Origin of the sequence: Luteibacter sp. UNCMF366Tsu5.1 (genome assembly GCF_900119235.1) — a bacterium.
GTDB classification, from domain to species: Bacteria; Pseudomonadota; Gammaproteobacteria; order Xanthomonadales; family Rhodanobacteraceae; genus Luteibacter; species Luteibacter flocculans.
On the sequence record NZ_FPIS01000003.1, the window covers coordinates 213,179 to 230,243 of the forward strand.

The 17,065-nt window shown below is 62.3% G+C and carries 13 protein-coding genes and 3 pseudogenes; 6 read left to right on the plus strand and 10 right to left on the minus strand.

Annotated elements, in window-relative coordinates:
• A complete protein-coding gene (locus BT115_RS14730; RefSeq protein WP_218184762.1) occupies positions 1-945 on the plus strand; it encodes an ABC transporter permease subunit in 945 nt (314 codons plus the stop codon).
• Between the two features lie 19 nt (positions 946-964).
• Positions 965-1,900, plus strand: a complete 936-nt coding sequence (gene rbsB / locus BT115_RS14735) for a ribose ABC transporter substrate-binding protein RbsB (protein ID WP_072323382.1) — start codon at positions 965-967, stop codon at positions 1,898-1,900.
• A gap of 76 nt (positions 1,901-1,976) precedes the next feature.
• Here rbsB and BT115_RS14740 read toward each other — a convergent pair whose 3' ends face one another.
• The 5 genes and pseudogenes from BT115_RS14740 to BT115_RS14760 all read right to left on the minus strand — a co-directional run bounded on the left by BT115_RS14740 (position 1,977) and on the right by BT115_RS14760 (position 8,069).
• Complete coding sequence (locus BT115_RS14740) at positions 1,977-2,405, minus strand: DUF4279 domain-containing protein (RefSeq protein ID WP_177257425.1); 429 nt, start codon at positions 2,403-2,405, stop codon at positions 1,977-1,979.
• Between the two features lie 1,045 nt (positions 2,406-3,450).
• Positions 3,451-4,467, minus strand: coding sequence for an RHS repeat-associated core domain-containing protein (locus BT115_RS14750; RefSeq protein ID WP_072323385.1), 1,017 nt, complete (start codon positions 4,465-4,467; stop codon positions 3,451-3,453).
• Between the two features lie 297 nt (positions 4,468-4,764).
• Positions 4,765-6,255: pseudogene (locus tag BT115_RS18980) on the minus strand (DNA translocase FtsK); the annotation flags it as partial.
• 567 nt (positions 6,256-6,822) lie between these two features.
• Positions 6,823-7,167, minus strand: a pseudogene (locus BT115_RS18985) (DNA translocase FtsK 4TM domain-containing protein); the annotation flags it as partial.
• Positions 7,168-7,268: 101 nt separating this feature from the next.
• Positions 7,269-8,069: an SDR family NAD(P)-dependent oxidoreductase gene (locus tag BT115_RS14760; RefSeq protein WP_072323387.1), complete on the minus strand. Its 801-nt coding sequence runs from the start codon at positions 8,067-8,069 to the stop codon at positions 7,269-7,271.
• Between the two features lie 79 nt (positions 8,070-8,148).
• Between BT115_RS14760 and BT115_RS14765 the strand changes: the two genes are divergently transcribed.
• Positions 8,149-8,601 carry a winged helix-turn-helix transcriptional regulator gene (locus tag BT115_RS14765; protein WP_072323388.1) on the plus strand — a complete coding sequence of 151 codons (453 nt, stop codon included), beginning with the start codon at positions 8,149-8,151 and terminating at the stop codon, positions 8,599-8,601.
• A 115-nt stretch (positions 8,602-8,716) separates the two neighbouring features.
• Here BT115_RS14765 and BT115_RS14770 read toward each other — a convergent pair whose 3' ends face one another.
• Entirely contained in the window at positions 8,717-9,769 is a 1,053-nt protein-coding gene (locus tag BT115_RS14770) for an NAD(P)-dependent alcohol dehydrogenase (RefSeq protein WP_072323389.1), read from the minus strand.
• Between the two features lie 111 nt (positions 9,770-9,880).
• Between BT115_RS14770 and BT115_RS14775 the strand changes: the two genes are divergently transcribed.
• The 3 genes and pseudogenes from BT115_RS14775 to dinD all read left to right on the plus strand — a co-directional run bounded on the left by BT115_RS14775 (position 9,881) and on the right by dinD (position 13,156).
• The gene (locus BT115_RS14775; protein WP_072323390.1) at positions 9,881-10,795 is read left to right on the plus strand and encodes a LysR family transcriptional regulator; all 915 of its coding nucleotides are present in this window, start codon (positions 9,881-9,883) and stop codon (positions 10,793-10,795) included.
• A gap of 86 nt (positions 10,796-10,881) precedes the next feature.
• Complete coding sequence (locus tag BT115_RS14780; protein WP_072323391.1) at positions 10,882-12,102, plus strand: MFS transporter; 1,221 nt, start codon at positions 10,882-10,884, stop codon at positions 12,100-12,102.
• A 203-nt stretch (positions 12,103-12,305) separates the two neighbouring features.
• Positions 12,306-13,156 (plus strand): annotated as a pseudogene (gene dinD / locus BT115_RS14785) (DNA damage-inducible protein D).
• A gap of 80 nt (positions 13,157-13,236) precedes the next feature.
• On the opposite strand, the gene mnmE reads toward dinD, so the two are convergent.
• The 4 genes from mnmE to rpmH all read right to left on the minus strand — a co-directional run bounded on the left by mnmE (position 13,237) and on the right by rpmH (position 16,921).
• Positions 13,237-14,580 carry a tRNA uridine-5-carboxymethylaminomethyl(34) synthesis GTPase MnmE gene (mnmE, locus tag BT115_RS14790; RefSeq protein ID WP_072323392.1) on the minus strand — a complete coding sequence of 448 codons (1,344 nt, stop codon included), beginning with the start codon at positions 14,578-14,580 and terminating at the stop codon, positions 13,237-13,239.
• Positions 14,581-14,632: 52 nt separating this feature from the next.
• Complete coding sequence (yidC, locus tag BT115_RS14795; protein ID WP_072323393.1) at positions 14,633-16,327, minus strand: membrane protein insertase YidC; 1,695 nt, start codon at positions 16,325-16,327, stop codon at positions 14,633-14,635.
• 64 nt (positions 16,328-16,391) lie between these two features.
• Positions 16,392-16,772 (minus strand): ribonuclease P protein component, encoded by a 381-nt coding sequence (rnpA, locus tag BT115_RS14800; protein WP_072323394.1) that lies wholly within the window; start codon positions 16,770-16,772, stop codon positions 16,392-16,394.
• 14 nt (positions 16,773-16,786) lie between these two features.
• The gene (rpmH, locus tag BT115_RS14805; protein WP_014404614.1) at positions 16,787-16,921 is read right to left on the minus strand and encodes a 50S ribosomal protein L34; all 135 of its coding nucleotides are present in this window, start codon (positions 16,919-16,921) and stop codon (positions 16,787-16,789) included.
• Between the last annotated feature and the right edge of the window lie 144 nt (positions 16,922-17,065).

Sequence of the window (17,065 nt, forward strand, 5' to 3'; positions counted from 1 at the left end):
ATGACGCTGCAAATGACCTGGAGCCGCATGGCGCCGCTCCTCCAGCGCCTCGGCTCGGTGATCGGCCTGGTGCTTCTCTTCATCGTGCTCTCGATCATGAGCCCGGACTTCCTCACCACAGGGAATCTGCTCACGGTGCTTCGCCAGGTGTCGATCAACGCACTGATCGCGTTCGGCATGACCTTCGTGATCCTGGCGGGTGGTATCGATCTTTCGGTCGGCGCGATTCTCGCGCTCACCGGTGCAGTCACCGCAGGCCTGATGGCGGCGGGTCATGGGATGGTGCTTTCCGCAGGTGCCGGTCTGCTGCTGGGTCTCGTGCTCGGCATGGTCAACGGCGCGCTGGTGTCGTGGGGCAAGGTGGCGCCGTTCATCGCTACCCTCGGCACGATGACGCTTCTGCGCGGCGTCACGCTGTCGTACACGCAGGGCAGCCCCATTCCCGTGACGAATCCGAGCTTCGCCCTGCTGGGCGGCGGTTATGTCGCCAACCTGATCCCGCTGCCGGTGATCTGGATGTTCGTCGCCTTCGCGCTGTGTGCTTTCCTGTTGCGCGGCACCGTGTTCGGTCGTCACGTCGTGGCGATCGGTGGCAACGAGGAAGCGGCGCGACTGTCCGGCGTGCGCCTGTCGCCGATGAAGCTGGCGATCTACGGCTTGTCGGGTCTGCTCTCGGCGTTCGCGGGCATCGTGCTCACGTCGCGCCTCTACTCGGCGCAGGCCACGGCGGGTGCCGGCTACGAACTCGACGCGATCGCCGCCGTGGTGCTGGGTGGCACCAGTTTGTCGGGCGGCCGCGGTTGGCTGTTCGGCACGCTCGTCGGTGCGCTGCTCATCGGTTTTCTGAACAACGGTCTCAACCTGCTCAGCGTAAGCTCGTTCTACCAGCAGGTGGTGAAGGGCATCGTCATCCTGATCGCCGTCCTGCTCGACAGGCGGCAGTAATACCAACGAGGAACACACCATGCGCAAACTCACTTTCCTTGCCGCGGCCGCGGCGACGCTTCTCTCGGCTTGTTCGCAACAGGGTCCGGGCGAATCCGCTCCTGCCACCGCCGGCACGGCGGGCGGTAGCGCTGCCTCGGGCACGCCGGTCGTCGGCCTTGCTCTTTCCACTCAGAACAATCCGTTCTTCGTCGAGCTGAAGGACGGCGCGCAGAAGGCCGCGAAAGAGGCGGGCGTGCAGCTCGTCGTCGTCGATGCGCAGGACGATCCGGCGCGGCAGATCTCGAGCGTTGAGGATCTGATCCAGAAGCGTGTCTCGGTGATCCTGCTCAACCCGACCGATTCCTCTGCGCTCGCTGGCGCCGTGCAGTCCGCGCAGCGCGCGAACATTCCCGTCGTCACGCTCGACCGCGGCGTCGATGGCGCCGAGGTTGCGTCGCACATCGCTTCCGACAACGTGGCAGGCGGCAAGATGGCTGCCGATTATCTGGCCAAGGCGCTGGGCGGCAAGGGCAACATCATCGAACTGCAGGGCGTGGCCGGCACCTCGGCCGCTCGCGAGCGCGGCAAGGGCTTCGACGACGAGGTCGCCACCACCGGCATGAAGATCGTCGCCAGCCAGCCTGCCAACTTCGATCGCGCGCAAGGCCTCTCGGTGAGCGAGAACCTGCTGCAGGGCAATCCGGACGTGCAGGCGATCTTCGCGCAGAACGACGAAATGGCCCTCGGCGCCGTGCAGGCGCTGGCAGGCAAGAACAAGAAGGTATTGGTCGTCGGCTTCGACGGCACACCGGACGGCAAGAACGCCGTGCAGAGCGGCGCCATGGCCGCCACCGTCGCACAGCAGCCGGATGAGATCGGCAAGCTCGGCGTCGAAACGGCGAAGAAGCTCATCGACAAGCAGCCGGTCGAGAAGTCGATCGCAGTGCCGTTGAAGCTGCTGACCAAGGAATAAGAGCAACAAGCAGGTTGAATGAATGGACCCTCGGAGGTTGGATATCCATCCCATTTCCGAGGGTTTTTATGTCTTCCTAGGGTTCGACGTTACACACGGAGAAGCGCACGGATAGCCCAATGCGCTGTAGCGCGACCAGGGCCTCAGCGCTCAAGGTCCACTCGATCGACGAACCAAGCTCCCCCGGTTCTACGGTCTGCGCGAGGAACACATCGATGAACGCGTCGTCCACGCCTTCCATATCCATCGGTCGCGTTGTCATGTTGATACTATCGAGCAATTCGATGAGCGTGCCGTTGACGTCCCGCGATTCGGCCTTCCGTGAGAACTTCCATGTCGTCGTCGCGTAAGTCGGTGACTCCTGGGCGCGAACCTTGGGTTCGCCGCGCCGATTCACCTTGGTTGGCGTGACGCCCAGCCGACGCGAGACGCCCTCGACATCAAGCTCTGTACCCTTTAGGTACAACGACACTTCGAGCAGCGAATTCTTCTGCGGCATTGCCATCTCGATCTCGTTCGAGGTCGTGGACATCTCCAGCCGATGACCTAGCTACATCTACGATGTCACTCTGACTCGTCCGGTCTCGCACCCCCAGCCGCGGGACTTCACCTTGGGCTTCGACTTCCAAGCGAACCGCCCCTCGCAATGACGGTGTTTTTTTGTTTATTGCGAGTCCCACCCCGGCGGTTGCTTGTTGTCTTTGCCACGCAGAACCAGCACGTGTACCTTCCAGAAACTCCACCATGAACCCCTGAATCGATACTTTTCGAAGGCCCGCATAGCCGAAAGATTAAAGGCGAAGCTTCCCGAGGATTCGGGTGTCCTGATGTTCCATGGCGATCCATCCGGACTAAGTCGAAACTCGACTCTAATACACTCCGGAGTTCCTTCCGCAGTGGGGAACTCGCCGACCGTTGGCTCCACCGGCGCGGCTTTGAGCACCTTCGCTGCGGTGTCCGAGATCTGCTGGGCGAATCTCTTTTCTCCACAGTCAGGAGCGGCAGCCAGGGCGCTCTGCCAAGCGATGCCGATCAAGCAGCAAAGACCATACCATCGCTTATTCATCGCCAACCTCACGGGATTGCTACACCGCTATACGTGGTCCGTGCGGGGGATACCATAGAATCGCTCAAGAGACCGGAACCACCGGCATGTCACCTCCGGCTCGGACTCATGTCCATGACTTCGCTGAAAACCAGTGTTCTCGTTTTCAGAAATGAGAAAACGGAACCCCTGAACTGGTATCGGCGAAGTGCGCTGGCTGCGACAAACTCCAACGATGCGTCACCACTCGATTCCGCCACGGAAATGTCGTAAGGCTTGCCCCAGGGGCTGACGAAGAACGTGAAGCGCACGCACTGTCGCGTTCCTGTTGGGGTAGTGAACTCACTGACCGGAAGAACCACCGGAGATGCTTTCTGTACGAGTCCCCTTGTTTCCTCAATGGAACGGGCACTCGCTGCTGCTCCGCAGTCGGTGGCACACGCAGAACCGAAAGCGAGAATACTCAGCATCACGCCTGCTGTACCTTTTAATCCCGTGATCCATCTCATGGCAGCGGGATTCCACTATATGAAGATCGTTGAGGTACACCATAGTACGACCGGTATGGGTTCTCTACTTTTCGGACGTCCTCAAATTCATCTTCGTAAGTATGGGGTTGAGCCCCTATACCAAATGTTGTTCGTCCCAAGGACGTGTGCCCAATTTCATGCATGAGGATAACATCGAGGGTTTGGTCCTTAATCTCGGCATATCCAGGGCTGCCTGAAAATCGAGCCTTATAGTCAGCTAGATTCGTTGTATAGGCGACCATGTCGACATCCGCCATATACTGGAAATTTGGACCAAGTGGCGACGAAGTCATGTCGAGTAGTTTAATCGGATCGCCTTCTTTAAGTGCCGCACGCACGAGTCCCTTTCCTAAAGGAGACGCGATAATGTAGATAAGAGCAGTGCGTATCTCCGCTGGCATACTGGATGCGAGCACGGCTGTTCTATTAGGCGTTAATTGATAGTTCTGAAATACTCGATCTACTATTTTCTCGTATGGTCCTGAGATGTTTCCGTTTGTGCCGTAACTGATATTCAAATCGCACGGAACCGGTCCGTTGCAGATATCCATATCTTGCCCGCCTCTTGCCTGCCTCCCATCAGGGTCAGTCAGCATAGATGGGGCCGCGTGGGCGTAGACATAAAGGTTGGTCGAGAATGGATCGCCGGCCGACGCTTTGAACACGTCGACACTTAGAAACCTGCCTATATCCGGATCGTAGTAGCGCGCCTTCATATATACCAATCCTGTATCGGGATCAGTCATGTGGCCCGTGTACCCGGGTTTAGCCGATGTTGATGCTCCGATTATCTCTTGGCCATAAGGCTTGTAATCGCTCTGTCGAGTGAGATTTCCTTGAGCATCGGCCTCCGCAAGAACCGTGCCTTGAGCGTCGGTGTAATAGTACGTTACCTGCTCTTGCGCAGATGCCTCCACCCAATGCGACGTGACCGCCAACGATAAGAATGACAAAAAGCTTAGACGCGCGAGCCCACACCTAAAGAAAGTCATTCGATTTACCCCCTTCCTTGTCACTTGAAGCAACTGGCTGATCAGAGCACCGCTAAGAAACTAGGTCAAGGAGTGAACTTAACGGCCAGCGAGAACGGCGAGGGACGAAGCTGCGCACCTAGAATGCCGCCGAGCCAGCACTCCGGTATAGCATTTGGCGCCGAGAACGCCACGTTGATTAGCTTGGATGGAAACTCTCGACTCCCTTTAACCTGTCGGCAATGTGTAAGCGTGGAGCTCAAGCGCAATGCCATACACGGAGACTTTCAGTAGCAAGGTCGCGTGGCCTCAGAGGAATCAGTCCTGCGGCCCGGGTGCAATCACCTCGCGCTGGCCGTTGATGCCCATCGACGAGACGAGGCCAGCGGCTTCCATGGCTTCGACCAGGCGCGCCGCGCGGTTGTAGCCGATGCGGAATTGGCGTTGCACGAACGAGATCGATGCGCGGCGCGAGCGAAGCACGAATGCTGCCGCTTCGTCGTAGAGCGGGTCCAGTTCGGCGTCCATACCTTCTTCGCCTGGTTCGCCTTCGGTTGCGTCACTCGCGGGACCAGCGAGGATTTCTTCCTTGTAGTCGGGCTCGCCGAACTGTTTGAGCCACGCCACGATGCGATGCACTTCCTCGTCGGCAACGAACGCGCCATGGATGCGCTGCGGATAGCCCGTACCCGGAGGAAGGAACAACATGTCGCCCTGGCCCAGCAGGCTTTCAGCACCCATCTGATCGAGGATGGTGCGCGAGTCGATTTTCGACGAAACCTGGAACGCGACGCGGGTGGGAATATTCGCCTTGATGAGGCCGGTAATCACGTCGACCGAAGGACGCTGCGTCGCGAGGATCAAGTGGATACCTGCGGCGCGTGCCTTCTGCGCCAGTCGTGCGATCAGTTCCTCGATCTTCTTGCCGGCCACCATCATCAAATCGGCCAGCTCGTCGATCACCACGACGATCATCGGCAGCGTGTCGAGATGCTCCGGTACTTCGGGATGCGCGGGGAACGGGTTGAACAACGGTTTGCCCGCGGCACGCGCCTCGCGCACCTTCTGGTTGTAACCGGCGAGATTGCGCACGCGCAGATCCGACATGACCCTGTAGCGGTTTTCCATTTCCGCCACGCACCAGTTCAGCGCGTTCGCGGCGAGCTTCATGTCGGTCACCACGGGCGCCAGCAGGTGCGGGATTCCCTCGTAGACCGAGAGTTCCAGCATCTTCGGGTCGATCATGATCATGCGGACGTCTTCAGGCGTGGCCTTGTAGAGCATCGACAGGATCATCGCGTTCACCGCGACCGACTTGCCCGAGCCCGTCGTACCAGCGACGAGCATGTGTGGTGCCTTGGCGAGGTCGGCCACCACCGGCTCGCCGGTAATGCCTTTGCCCATCGCGAGCGTTAGCAGCGAATCGGAGTTTCTGTATTCGGCGGAATCGAGGATTTCCGAGAGCGCGATCATCTGCCGCTGTTCGTTCGGCAGTTCGAGACCCATGCAGGTCTTGCCCGGAATGGTTTCGACCACGCGGATCGATGTGCGACCGAGACCACGTGCCAGATCCTTCATCAGCGCGACGATCTGGTTGCCGCGCACGCCGACGGCGGGCTCGACTTCATAGCGCGTGATGACCGGCCCGGCTGAGGCGCCGACGACTTGCACAGGTACCTTGAACTCGCGCAGGCGCTGTTCGATCAGTTCACCGGTTTCGGCGAGTTCTGCGTCCGAGACGGCCCATGCATCGTGGCGCGGGGCAGCAAGCAACGTCAGCGGCGGAAGAGAAACGCTCGACGACGTAGTCGTGCGTAACGGGCGGGTCGGTGTGAGCGTGACGGCGCGCGGCGACGCCTCGGGCAACTCGTCGTTCGCGGCAATGGCGAAACGTGACACCGGCTTGACCGGCGGCGGAACGGGAATCGCGTCGACGATCGCGTTCGGCGCTGCTTCGACGACGGGCTCCGGTTCGACGAGGGGAAGCGGCTCGGGCGGTACGGGCGGTACAGGGCGCGAAAGCAGCGGGGCGGTCGTCTCGCTCTCGGCGGCCAGGGTCTTCGGCGCCAGCCAGGGTTCCCGGATCACGGTCTCAGCACGAGCATGGCGTCGCGGCGGCACGGGTGTGGTGACCGAGGGGCGAACCGATACGGGAGCAACGGTAGGCGCTGCCGTCGTCGTACGTGCGGGTGCCGTAGGACGTTGGCGCATTGGCTCCGGTCGCGACGTCCGGCGCGCGGGCGCTCGACCGGGGCGGCGTGTGGCGCCCGCGCTGCGGCGCTCGCTACGACGCGAGGCGCCGCGCGACATGAGGTGCCGTGCCGCGGCAATCGCGCCTACGCCCATCGGCTCCAACAAGGTGGTAGTGCGCGCAAGAAACGCCGACCACGGCACGCCGAGGTACCACGGCAGTGCGATAACCAGCGCGACGAGGCAGAGAACAACACTGGGGAACGCGCCCGGCACGCTGGTGGCGCCCGATGCGAGCCAGCGGCAAACCACGCCACCGGCGCTCGGATCGTCGGTGTAATGCGCCACCACCAGCCCTTCGAGCATGGCGCTGGCGAGCAACACCAGGACGAGGCCGGTCCAGAAGCGTATCGCGCCAGGACCCGTCGTCGGCGGGCGACGACGGCGCACCATCGCGGCGACGAATCGCCAGATCAGGGGAAGCAACCAGAGGGTGGACAGCCCGAAGGCGCCGAACACGAAGGAGAGCATGCCGAACCGCGAGAACCTAGCCAGTTCGATAGTTTAGCGCGCCTTCGTGCGGCGCTATACGAGAATAGGCGATAAAGCCCTGTTCTCGCTGGAAGTGAGGGTTAGGCGTGCTGGCGGTAGCGCGGCGCGACCTCTTTGCGCGACAGGTTCGGAGCCATAGCCATGCGTGCGGCTTCGAACGCCTTGTACTGCGCCTCGTCCTGCAGCGGCGGGATGGTGATCACTTCGCCACGGTCGAAGCCGACCAGCGCGGCGTCCACGAGGTCTGCGGTATCCATCACCATGCCGGGCATCATGGCATCCACGTCCTTGCCCGACTTCTCCCAGATCTCGGAACGGGTGGCGCCTGGCAGCACGGCCTGCACGCGGACCTGCGTGCCTTGGAGCTTAGCGGCCAGTCCCTGGGTAATGCCGACCAGATGCGCCTTCGTGCCGCTGTAGATGCCGTCCATCATTTCCGGCGCGAACGCGAGCACCGAGGCAATGTTGATGATGCCGCCCTTGTCGCGGGCAACGAAGGCCTGCGCCGCGGCAGCCGCCAGGAGCGTCGGCGCCAGCACGTTCACGGTGACGATCCGCTCGATGTTCTCGCTGCCGTTTTCCAGGATGCTGCCTTCGAGCGAGATACCGGCGTTGTTTACGAGCAGGGTGATGGAGGCGTCGTCCGCCAACCGGCGTTCGACGGCAGCAATGTCCTTGCGATCGCTGAGGTCGGCACGCAGCACTTCGACCTTGCGGCCGGTACGTGCCGTGATCTTCTGGGCAAGCGCCTCCAGGCGATCCACGCGGCGGGCGGCCAGGATCAGGTCGTAGCCGCGGTCGGCCAGACGCTCGGCATAGACCTCGCCAATGCCCGAGGAAGCGCCCGTGACCAGGGCCGTACCTTTGAAATCAGTGCTCATGTCGTTACTCCGTATGGGTGGGTTGCAAAGTGATAGTTAGTGCGTTGCCATACGATAGTGACGTTGCTATCATAATGCAATGGACACCGACAAACTTTCTTCCGGCACCTGCGCGATCTCGCGGAGCCTCGCTTTCGTCGGGGACGCGTGGAGTGCCTTGATCCTGCGCGATGCCAGCAGGGGCATGACTCAGTTCGATCAGTTCCGCACCAGTCTCGGCATTGCGCCGAACATCCTGTCGCGCCGACTGAAGGCGTTGACGGAAGCCGGCGTGCTGGAGAAGCGGCGCTACAGCGAGCGCCCGCCGCGAGACGAATACATGCTGACCCAGGCGGGCCGCGATTTCGTGCCGATTCTTGCCGCCATGGCGGAATGGGGTCGTCGTTACAACGGTGGGGGCTCGCCGCTATCGGAACTCGTCGATCGCGAGACCGGGAAACCCGTGCGAGCACTCGTCGTGGATGAGAACAGCGGGCGGCCCTTGCATGAAGTGGCGCTACAGCTGGTCATGCCCGAGGCGGCGCCAGGCTAAATACGCTTCCGGCGTTACACGAGCCGTAACGCAAACGGGCGCTCCTTTGGGAGCGCCCGTTTCGTTTTCGCCGATGGCCCTTCCCGTTCGACACGGGAAAGGCCTCGCGGAGCATTTAAGCCGCGGGCATCGTCGCCATATCGATGACGAAGCGATAGCGCACGTCGTTCTTCACCAGACGCTTGTACGTCTCGTTGATCGAAGCCATGTCGACCAGTTCGATGTCGGACACGATGCCGTGCTCGGCGCAGAAATCCATCATCTCCTGCGTCTCAGCCATGCCGCCGATGGCGGAACCGGCGATCGTGCGGCGGGGAAGCATCAGCGCACCACCGATCATGCCGTCGATCGGCGTGAGCACACCCACCAGCACCATCGTGCCGTCGAGCTTCAGCAGGTTGATGTACGGGTTCAGGTCATGCGACACCGGCACCGTGTTGAGCAGGAAGTCGAAGCTGGCCGCCTGCGCCTTCATCGCTTCCGCATCGGTGGAGAGCAGCACAGCGTCGGCACCGAGACGCTTGGCGTCCTCGCCCTTCGAGGCGGATGTGGTGATCATGGTGACGTGCGCGCCCATCGCCTTGGCGAACTTCACGCCCATGTGGCCGAGGCCGCCGAGGCCGATCACGCCAACCTTCTGACCCGGTCCCACGTTCCAGTGACGCAGCGGCGAGTAGGTGGTGATGCCGGCGCACAGCAGCGGCGCGGTGGCCTTGAGGTCGAGCTTGTCGGAAATCTTCACCGCGAAGCGCTCCTGCACCACGATGTCGGTCGAGTAGCCGCCATAGGTGGGCGTCGCCTTGTCCTGCTCCGTGCCGTTGTAGGTGAAGCTGGTGTGGGTGAGGCAGTACTGTTCCAGATCGCGCTTGCACGACTCGCACTCGCGGCAGGAGTCCACCATGCAGCCGACGCCGGCATAATCGCCGACCTTGAACTTCTTCACGGCCGAACCGACGGCCTTCACACGCCCGACGATTTCATGGCCGGGGACCATCGGGTAGATGGCGTTGCCCCAGTCGTTCTGGGCCTGGTGCAGGTCGGAATGGCAGACGCCGCTGTACAGGATCTCGATATGGATATCGTGCGCGCCAACATCGCGGCGGGGCACGGTGAAGGGGACGAGGGGCGTCGTGGCGTCATGGGCGGCGAATCCGCGGACTTCGAACATGGGAGCATCCTCTTCATGGGGGGCATTCGTTGGCCGGTAACGATAAGTGCTCAACAATTCGACGCGCCAGCGCGGATTATCTGATGAATCGTTGAGTTATTCTTGATAATCATGCGCCCCGACAACCTCTCCCATCTCGCCGCCTTCGCCGCGGTTGCACGGCACGCCAGCTTCCGCAAGGCGGGGGCGGAGCTGACCCTGACGACCTCGGCCATCAGCTACGCCATCCGCAACCTGGAAGAACGCCTCGGCGTGATGCTGTTCCACCGAACGACACGCAGCGTGTCGCTCACCGAAGCGGGGCAGCGACTGCTGGAGCGACTGGAACCGGCGTTGTTCGACGTCAGTGAAGCGCTGGAGGAAATGAACAACTTCCGCGCCACGCCCGCGGGTACGTTGCGCATCAACATGCCACGCGTCACCGCGCAGTTGCTGCTGCCGGCGTTGCTGCCCCAGTTCCTCGAGCGCTATCCCGACATCCAGTTCGAGGCGGTAGACAACGATGGTCTCATCGACATCGTCGCCTCGGGCTTCGACGCGGGTATCCGCTTCCTGGAGCAGGTACCCGAGGACATGATCGCTGTGCCGATCAGCGGACAACAACGCGGTGCCTGTGTCGCGTCACCCGAGTACGTGGCAAGACACGGCGTACCACTGCATCCGAACGATCTCTTCCAGCACGACTGCATCCGCTTTCGTTTTCCCAGCGGCCGGCTTTACAAGTGGGAGTTCGAGCAAGGCGCCAAGAAACTCGAACTCGATGTGCGCGGCCGGCTTACCCTGGGCGATCTTCGCCTGGCGCTCGATGCATCGCTCGCCGGCATGGGCTTCACGCTGGTGCTGGATGACCAGGTGCGCTCGCTCGTTGCAGAAGGGCGACTGGTGAAAGTGCTTGAAGACTGGTGTCCACCGTATCCGGGCTTCATGCTGTATTACCCGCGGCAACGACGGGTGACCTCGGCGCTGCGGGCCTTCGTCGAATTCGTGCGCGAGCACCGCTGGGTTGCCCCCGACGTGACCGGGTAGCTCGATGATCTGCCTGCGTCGTATGCTACCGGTTGCTGCGACGCAGCATGCCCGCATCCCCGCATCCCCGTTACCGAGCCAATCCCATGAGCCAGCCATCCCACGCGCGCGCGCCAGGCGCGCCGCCCCCTCGTTCTCGCCATGTGGGCCTGGTGATCCTCGCCCTCGCAGTGGGCGGCTTTGCCATTGGTACAACCGAGTTCGCCTCGATGAGCATGCTGCCCCTGTTTGCGCAGGGGCTGGGCATCGACGCACCGACGGCCGGGCACGTCATCAGCGCCTATGCGCTGGGTGTGGTCGTCGGTGCGCCGATCATGACGGTGCTGGGTGCGCGCGTGCCTCGTCGTCGCCTCCTGCTCATCCTCATGGCGATGTTCACGCTGTTCAACGGATTGACCGGCTTGTCGCCGAACTATCACTGGATGCTTGTGTTCCGGTTCCTTGCCGGACTGCCGCATGGTGCTTATTTCGGTGTCGCTGCATTGGTCGCCTCGTCGCTCGTACCGGCAGATCGCCGCACGCGCGCGGTCGGCCAGATGTTCCTCGGCCTGACCGTTGCTACCGTCGTGGGCGTGCCGTTGGCGAGCTGGCTGGGTCAGGCTGTGGGTTGGCGCTGGGCCTTCGCGCTCGTCGCGATGCTGGGAATCGCGACAATCTCGGCGATCGCCGTATTCGCGCCTGAAGTGGCCCCGGATCGCGATGCGAGCCCGCTGCGCGAACTGGGTGCGCTGAAGCGCCCGCAGGTCTGGCTCACGCTCGCCATCGGCGCTATCGGCTTTGGCGGTCTGTTTGCCGTCTATACCTATCTCGCGGACATTCTCGTCCAGGTCACGCAGATGCCGCTACACACGGTGCCTTGGATCATCGGCGTCTTCGGCATCGGGCTCACCGCCGGCAACATGATCGTGCCCGCATTCGCCGATCGCGCACTGATGCGCACGGCCGGCGGTCTGCTGGTGTGGAGCATCGTCATGCTCGCGCTCTTCCCGTTCGCTGCGGGCAACGTATGGACGCTCAGCATCGACGTGTTCTTCATCGGCATCGGTGGTGCGTTGGGCACGATCTTGCAAACGCGTTTGATGGACGTCGCGGGCGACGCCCAAGGTCTCGCCGCCGCACTGAATCACTCCGCCTTCAATACGGCGAACGCACTCGGCCCGTTTCTCGGAGGGCTAGCGATCGCGCATGGCTACGGCTGGACGTCGCCGGGGTGGGTCGGGAGCTTGCTTGCTCTGGCCGGACTGGCAATCTGGGCTACGTCAGTCGCTGGCGACCGCAGCAGGGTGGCCGCTGCAGAGGCCTGCTGATAGGAAAGCATTCTGCGGTGGCCTGGGGGCTGTTCGGCTACCTTCGCCATCTAACCCGCTCAAAGTGCCCCATCGCCTGAAAGCTCCGCTAACACACGCCCTTATTGGCTCACGGAAGAAATTGTGCGAGGTTGCTAGCGGCGCTACGCAATAGGTGCCAAAGACACCGTTGGCACGAGCATTCGCCCACAAGGAGACGTGACATGAGTGGAAGAAAGATCGAAGCACAGCACCACGCCACCTTCGAAGGTATCCGTCATCTCGACGAAGCGGGCAGCGAGTACTGGCTGGCGCGCGAACTATCGCCACTACTGGAGTACCCACAGTGGCGCAACTTTCTGACGGTGCTGGAAAGAGCCCGCTCGGCCTGCCGCGCCAGCGGTCAGTTGGTGGAAGACCATTTTGCGGACATGCGCAAAATGGTGGAGATTGGATCAGGAGCCCATCGCGAAGTGGAAGACGTGCGCATATCGCGCTACGCCTGTTACCTGATCGTGCAGAATGGTGATCCATCCAAGCCTGTTATTGCCAACGGTCAGACCTACTTTGCCCTCCAGACGCGCCGGCAAGAACTGGCTGACGACCATAACTTTGCTCGGCTATCTGAAGACGAGAAACGCCTCGCCATCCGCAACGAGCTAGCCGCACATAACAAATACCTTGCCGCTGCCGCAAAGGATTCAGGTGTGGACAGCCCTCAGGACTATGCCATCTTTCAAGACCATGGCTACAAGGGCCTGTATGGTGGGCTCGGCGCCAAGGATATTCACGCTCGCAAGAAACTGAAGAAGAGCCAGAAAATTCTCGACCACATGGGCAGCACTGAGTTAGCGGCCAACCTGTTCCGCGCCACCCAGGCGGAAGAAAAATTGCGCCGTGATCAGGTGCGCGGTAAAGCGCAGGCCAACAAGACGCACTTCGATGTGGGCAGAAAAGTCCGCCAGACTATTGAAGAGCGGGTGGAAACATGCCGGAAAGACTGCCTGTGCCAGACAGCAGCATCCGGCAACTTGAGTTGGCCAAGAAGAAGCAGTTGAAGAAAACGGATCAGTAGTGCTTGTGTTGTCCACGAACATGTAGCTCGCAGGTGATCTCTCAGCATAACTGTCCATGCTCGGACGCCATGATTCCGTCTCACTTCCCGATGCAAAACGACCCGAAGATCGCGCCGAGCAGATCGTCCGAGGAATAGGTGCCCGTAATTTCGCCGAGGGCATGCTGCGCGTGACGCAGTTCTTCCGCGGCGAGTTCGCCGGCTCGGCTGTCGCGTAATGCGGCGTCTGTGCGGGTCAGGTGATCGCGCACGGCTTCCAGCGCGATGACGTGACGACGACGCGCACTGAATGCGCCGTCGCCAGCGCCGGCTGTCGCGAGTTTGCGCAGCATCTCGCGCAGCGTATTCAGCCCTTCGCCCGTTTTCGCCGAGAGCCATAGCGTGTCATTGCCGTCGCGCCGTTCGCTGCGTGCGTCGGCATGCGATAGGTCGATCTTGTTGATGACGACGAGTCGCGTGGCATGCATTGGAGCGCCTTCGAAGAAGGCGAGATCGGCGTCGGCGTGGGTTTCATCGGTGACCAGGAGAGCGACGTCGCAGCGTTCGAGCTGCGCGCGCGCACGTCGGATGCCTTCGCGTTCGACCACGTCGTCGCTATCGCGCAATCCTGCGGTGTCGGCCAGTTCCAGGGTGGCGCCGTCGATGAGGACGGACTCGCGCAATACATCGCGTGTGGTGCCCGGAATGTCCGTGACGATGGCGCGCTCCTGACCGGCGAGCGCATTCAACAGGCTCGACTTGCCGGCGTTTGGACGGCCGACAATGGCGACGGAGATCCCATCGTTGAGGCGAACACCGCGCCGTGTTTCGATGAGCAATGCGTCGAGATGGGCGCGCAACGCCGTGAGCTGTTCACCGATGACCGGATCGGCGAGGAAGTCGATTTCTTCTTCCGGAAAATCGATCGCGGCTTCGATATGCACGCGCAGTGCGATCAGTTCAGCGAGCAGATCGTCGACGCGCGCGGAGAACACACCTTCCATCGAACGCAGCGCGGCTCGCGCACCGGCTTCCGACGTGGCGGCCACGACATCGGCAACGGCTTCGGCCTGCGCGAGATCGAGTTTGCCGTTGAGGAAGGCGCGCTCGGTGAATTCGCCAGGCCGCGCGAGCCGCGCACCGAGTGCGATACAGCGACGAAGCAAGGCATCGAGCAATACCGGACTACCGTGGCCTTGCAGCTCCAGCACATGTTCGCCGGTGTACGACGCAGGCCCAGGAAAGTAGAGCAGGATGCCGCGATCGATCAGATCGCCATGCGCGTCGCGGAATGCCGTGAAGTGCGCATGCCGGGGCGTCGGTTCGCGCCCAAGAACCGCACGCGCTATCTGTGGCGCCAGTGACCCGGAGACGCGAACGGCGCCGACGCCAGCTGCGCCGGCGCCGGTGGCGATGGCCGCGATGGTGTCGTCGCCGTGGGTCATGGTGAACCTGCTATGGCGAAGCGGCGCGTCGTTCGACGCGCCGCTTGGGGGTTTAAGCCGTCTTTGCCTTGATGTCGGCGCGATCGACGCTGCGGTTGATCCACCACTGCTGCAGCAGGCTGGTCGCACCGTTCACCGTCCAGTAGAGCACGAGGCCCGACGGGAAGAAGGCGAAGAAGACACCGAAGATCAGCGGCATCACCTTCATCATCTTGGCCTGGGTCGGATCCATACCTGCCGTAGGCATCATGCGCTGCGTGAGCAGCGTCACGAGGAAGTAGAGCACCGGCAGCACATAGAACGGATCGGGCGCCGACAGATCGTGGATCCAGCCGAAGAACGGCGCATGGCGCAGTTCGATCGATTCGGAGAGCACGCGAAGTAGGCCGATGAAGATGGGGAAGGTGATGAGGATGGGCAGGCAGCCCGCCATCGGATTCACCTTCTCCTTCTTGTACAGCTCCATCATCGCCTGCTGCATCTTCATGCGGTCGTCGCCGTAACGCTCCTTGAGCGCGGCGACCCGCGGCTGCAGCTTGCGCATGCGCGCACCCGAGCGGAACTGCGCATCGGTGAGCTTGAACAGAGCGGCCTTGATGAGCAGCACGAGCAGGATGATCGCCACACCCCAGTTACCACTGATCGCGTGCAACTGTGAAAGCAGCCAGTGCAGCGGCTGGGCGATGATCGTGAGCCAGCCGTAGTTGCTGGTGAGTTCGAGGCCAGGCGCGATGACGTCCAGTGTGCCTTGCAGCTTCGGACCGACGTAGAGTCGAGCAACGCTGTCGGCAGCCTGACCCGGCGCTACCTGGATCGCGGGACCGAACGCGCGCACGAGATAGCGCGGCGTCGCGGAGTTCGGATCGACGATGGTGCTGCTGTAAGTCACGCTCTGGTCGGCCGGCGGAATCCAGGCCACAAAGAAGTAATGCTGCAGCATGCTGATCCAGCCGCCGGTGATCTGGCGGTTCAGCGGCTTCTTCGCAAAGTCGAGGAAGGGCAGCGATTCGAACTTGTTTTCCGGGCTGTACCACGCGGCGCCGAAGAAACTGTGCTGCGCGGGGTCCGTGTAGGCCTTGAACCAGTTCACCTTGGCGGCGGGCACGCGCTGCAACTGCTGGTACGCGTTACCCGTCCACGGGGTGCCCGTGCCGTTCTCCACGCGCTGATCGAGCTCGACGACGTAGTCGGTGCGCTTCAACGTATAGCGCTTGACGACCTTGAGGCCCGAAGGATCGGTCCAGGTGAGATCCACGCTGACGGTCTTCTGGCCATCGGCGAGCTTGGCTTCCGAGGTCTCGCTGTGGAACAGCGCGCGGTGGTCGGGCGCCGGGCCATTGTTGCTGACCAGGCCATCCTGCGCGGCGAAGAAGTGCTCCGGCTGATCGTCGAGCAGACGTGCCGGCGGCGGACTCGGGTTCTTCTTGGTGACCGGCTCGTCCGGATATGCAAGCAGCTCCGAACGGACGATGCTGCCGCCACGCGTGTCGATGGTAAGACGCAGCACGTCGTTCGACAGCGTAATGAGCTGGCCCTTGCCATCGGCGGGCGCCGCGGCCTCGCTTGGCACATTGGCCGGGGCAGCTGCGCCAGGAATGCTGCCATCGGCGGCCGGCTTGCCGCTATCGGTCTGAGCCGCAGGCGTGGGAGCGACCGGGTGGGGACCATAGTCCTTTTCCCATTCCGTCCACAGCAGGTACGCCACGAACATGAGCGCGAAGAAGAGAAGCGTGCGCGTTTGATTCATTGCTTAGGCCAGATCCGAATGGCGCCACGGCCGACTGGCCGGAAGGGGCGGGGTGGACGTGAGGTCAACGCGCGATTGTGCCGTCGGCACCCTCAGGCTTCAACGGCCGGATACGGCGGAAGAGCCCGTCGAGTTCCGCCAGGAGGGTGGCGCCGGTCTCTTTAAGGGCGGTATCACGCGCCATGACCAGGATGTCGACCTGGGGGAGATCCGGACGCGCGCGACGAAACGCCTCGCGAGCGAGGCGCTTGATGCGGTTGCGATCGACGGCGCGTTTCGAACAACGCTTGGAAATGGCGAGCCCGAGGCGCGCCGTACCAGCGGTGTTGTTTCCGAAGCGCAAAAGAAAACAGCGGCCGCCGAGGCGACCGCTGACAGTTCGCAACGCTGCGAAGTCGGCGGCGCTGCGTAGCCGCGCATCGCGCGGCAGGGCGGCGGCACGCACGACAGGCGAACCGCTTACGGGATCAGGCGCTTACGACCCTTGGCGCGACGGGCGTTGATGATCTTGCGGCCGTCGGCCGTGGCCATGCGGGCACGGAAGCCGTGCGTGCGGGCACGCTTGAGCTTGCTGGGCTGGTAAGTACGCTTCATGGCGCTTACATCCGGGTGAAGATGGAAAAAGGCCTGAAAGTATGCGGGACATTCCGTAAGACTGTCAACCGCTTGGATGCAGGGCGACGGTGGTGGCCCGGTGACGCACAGGCCGAGGAGCAGGCGGAACGCTGTTAGACTTCG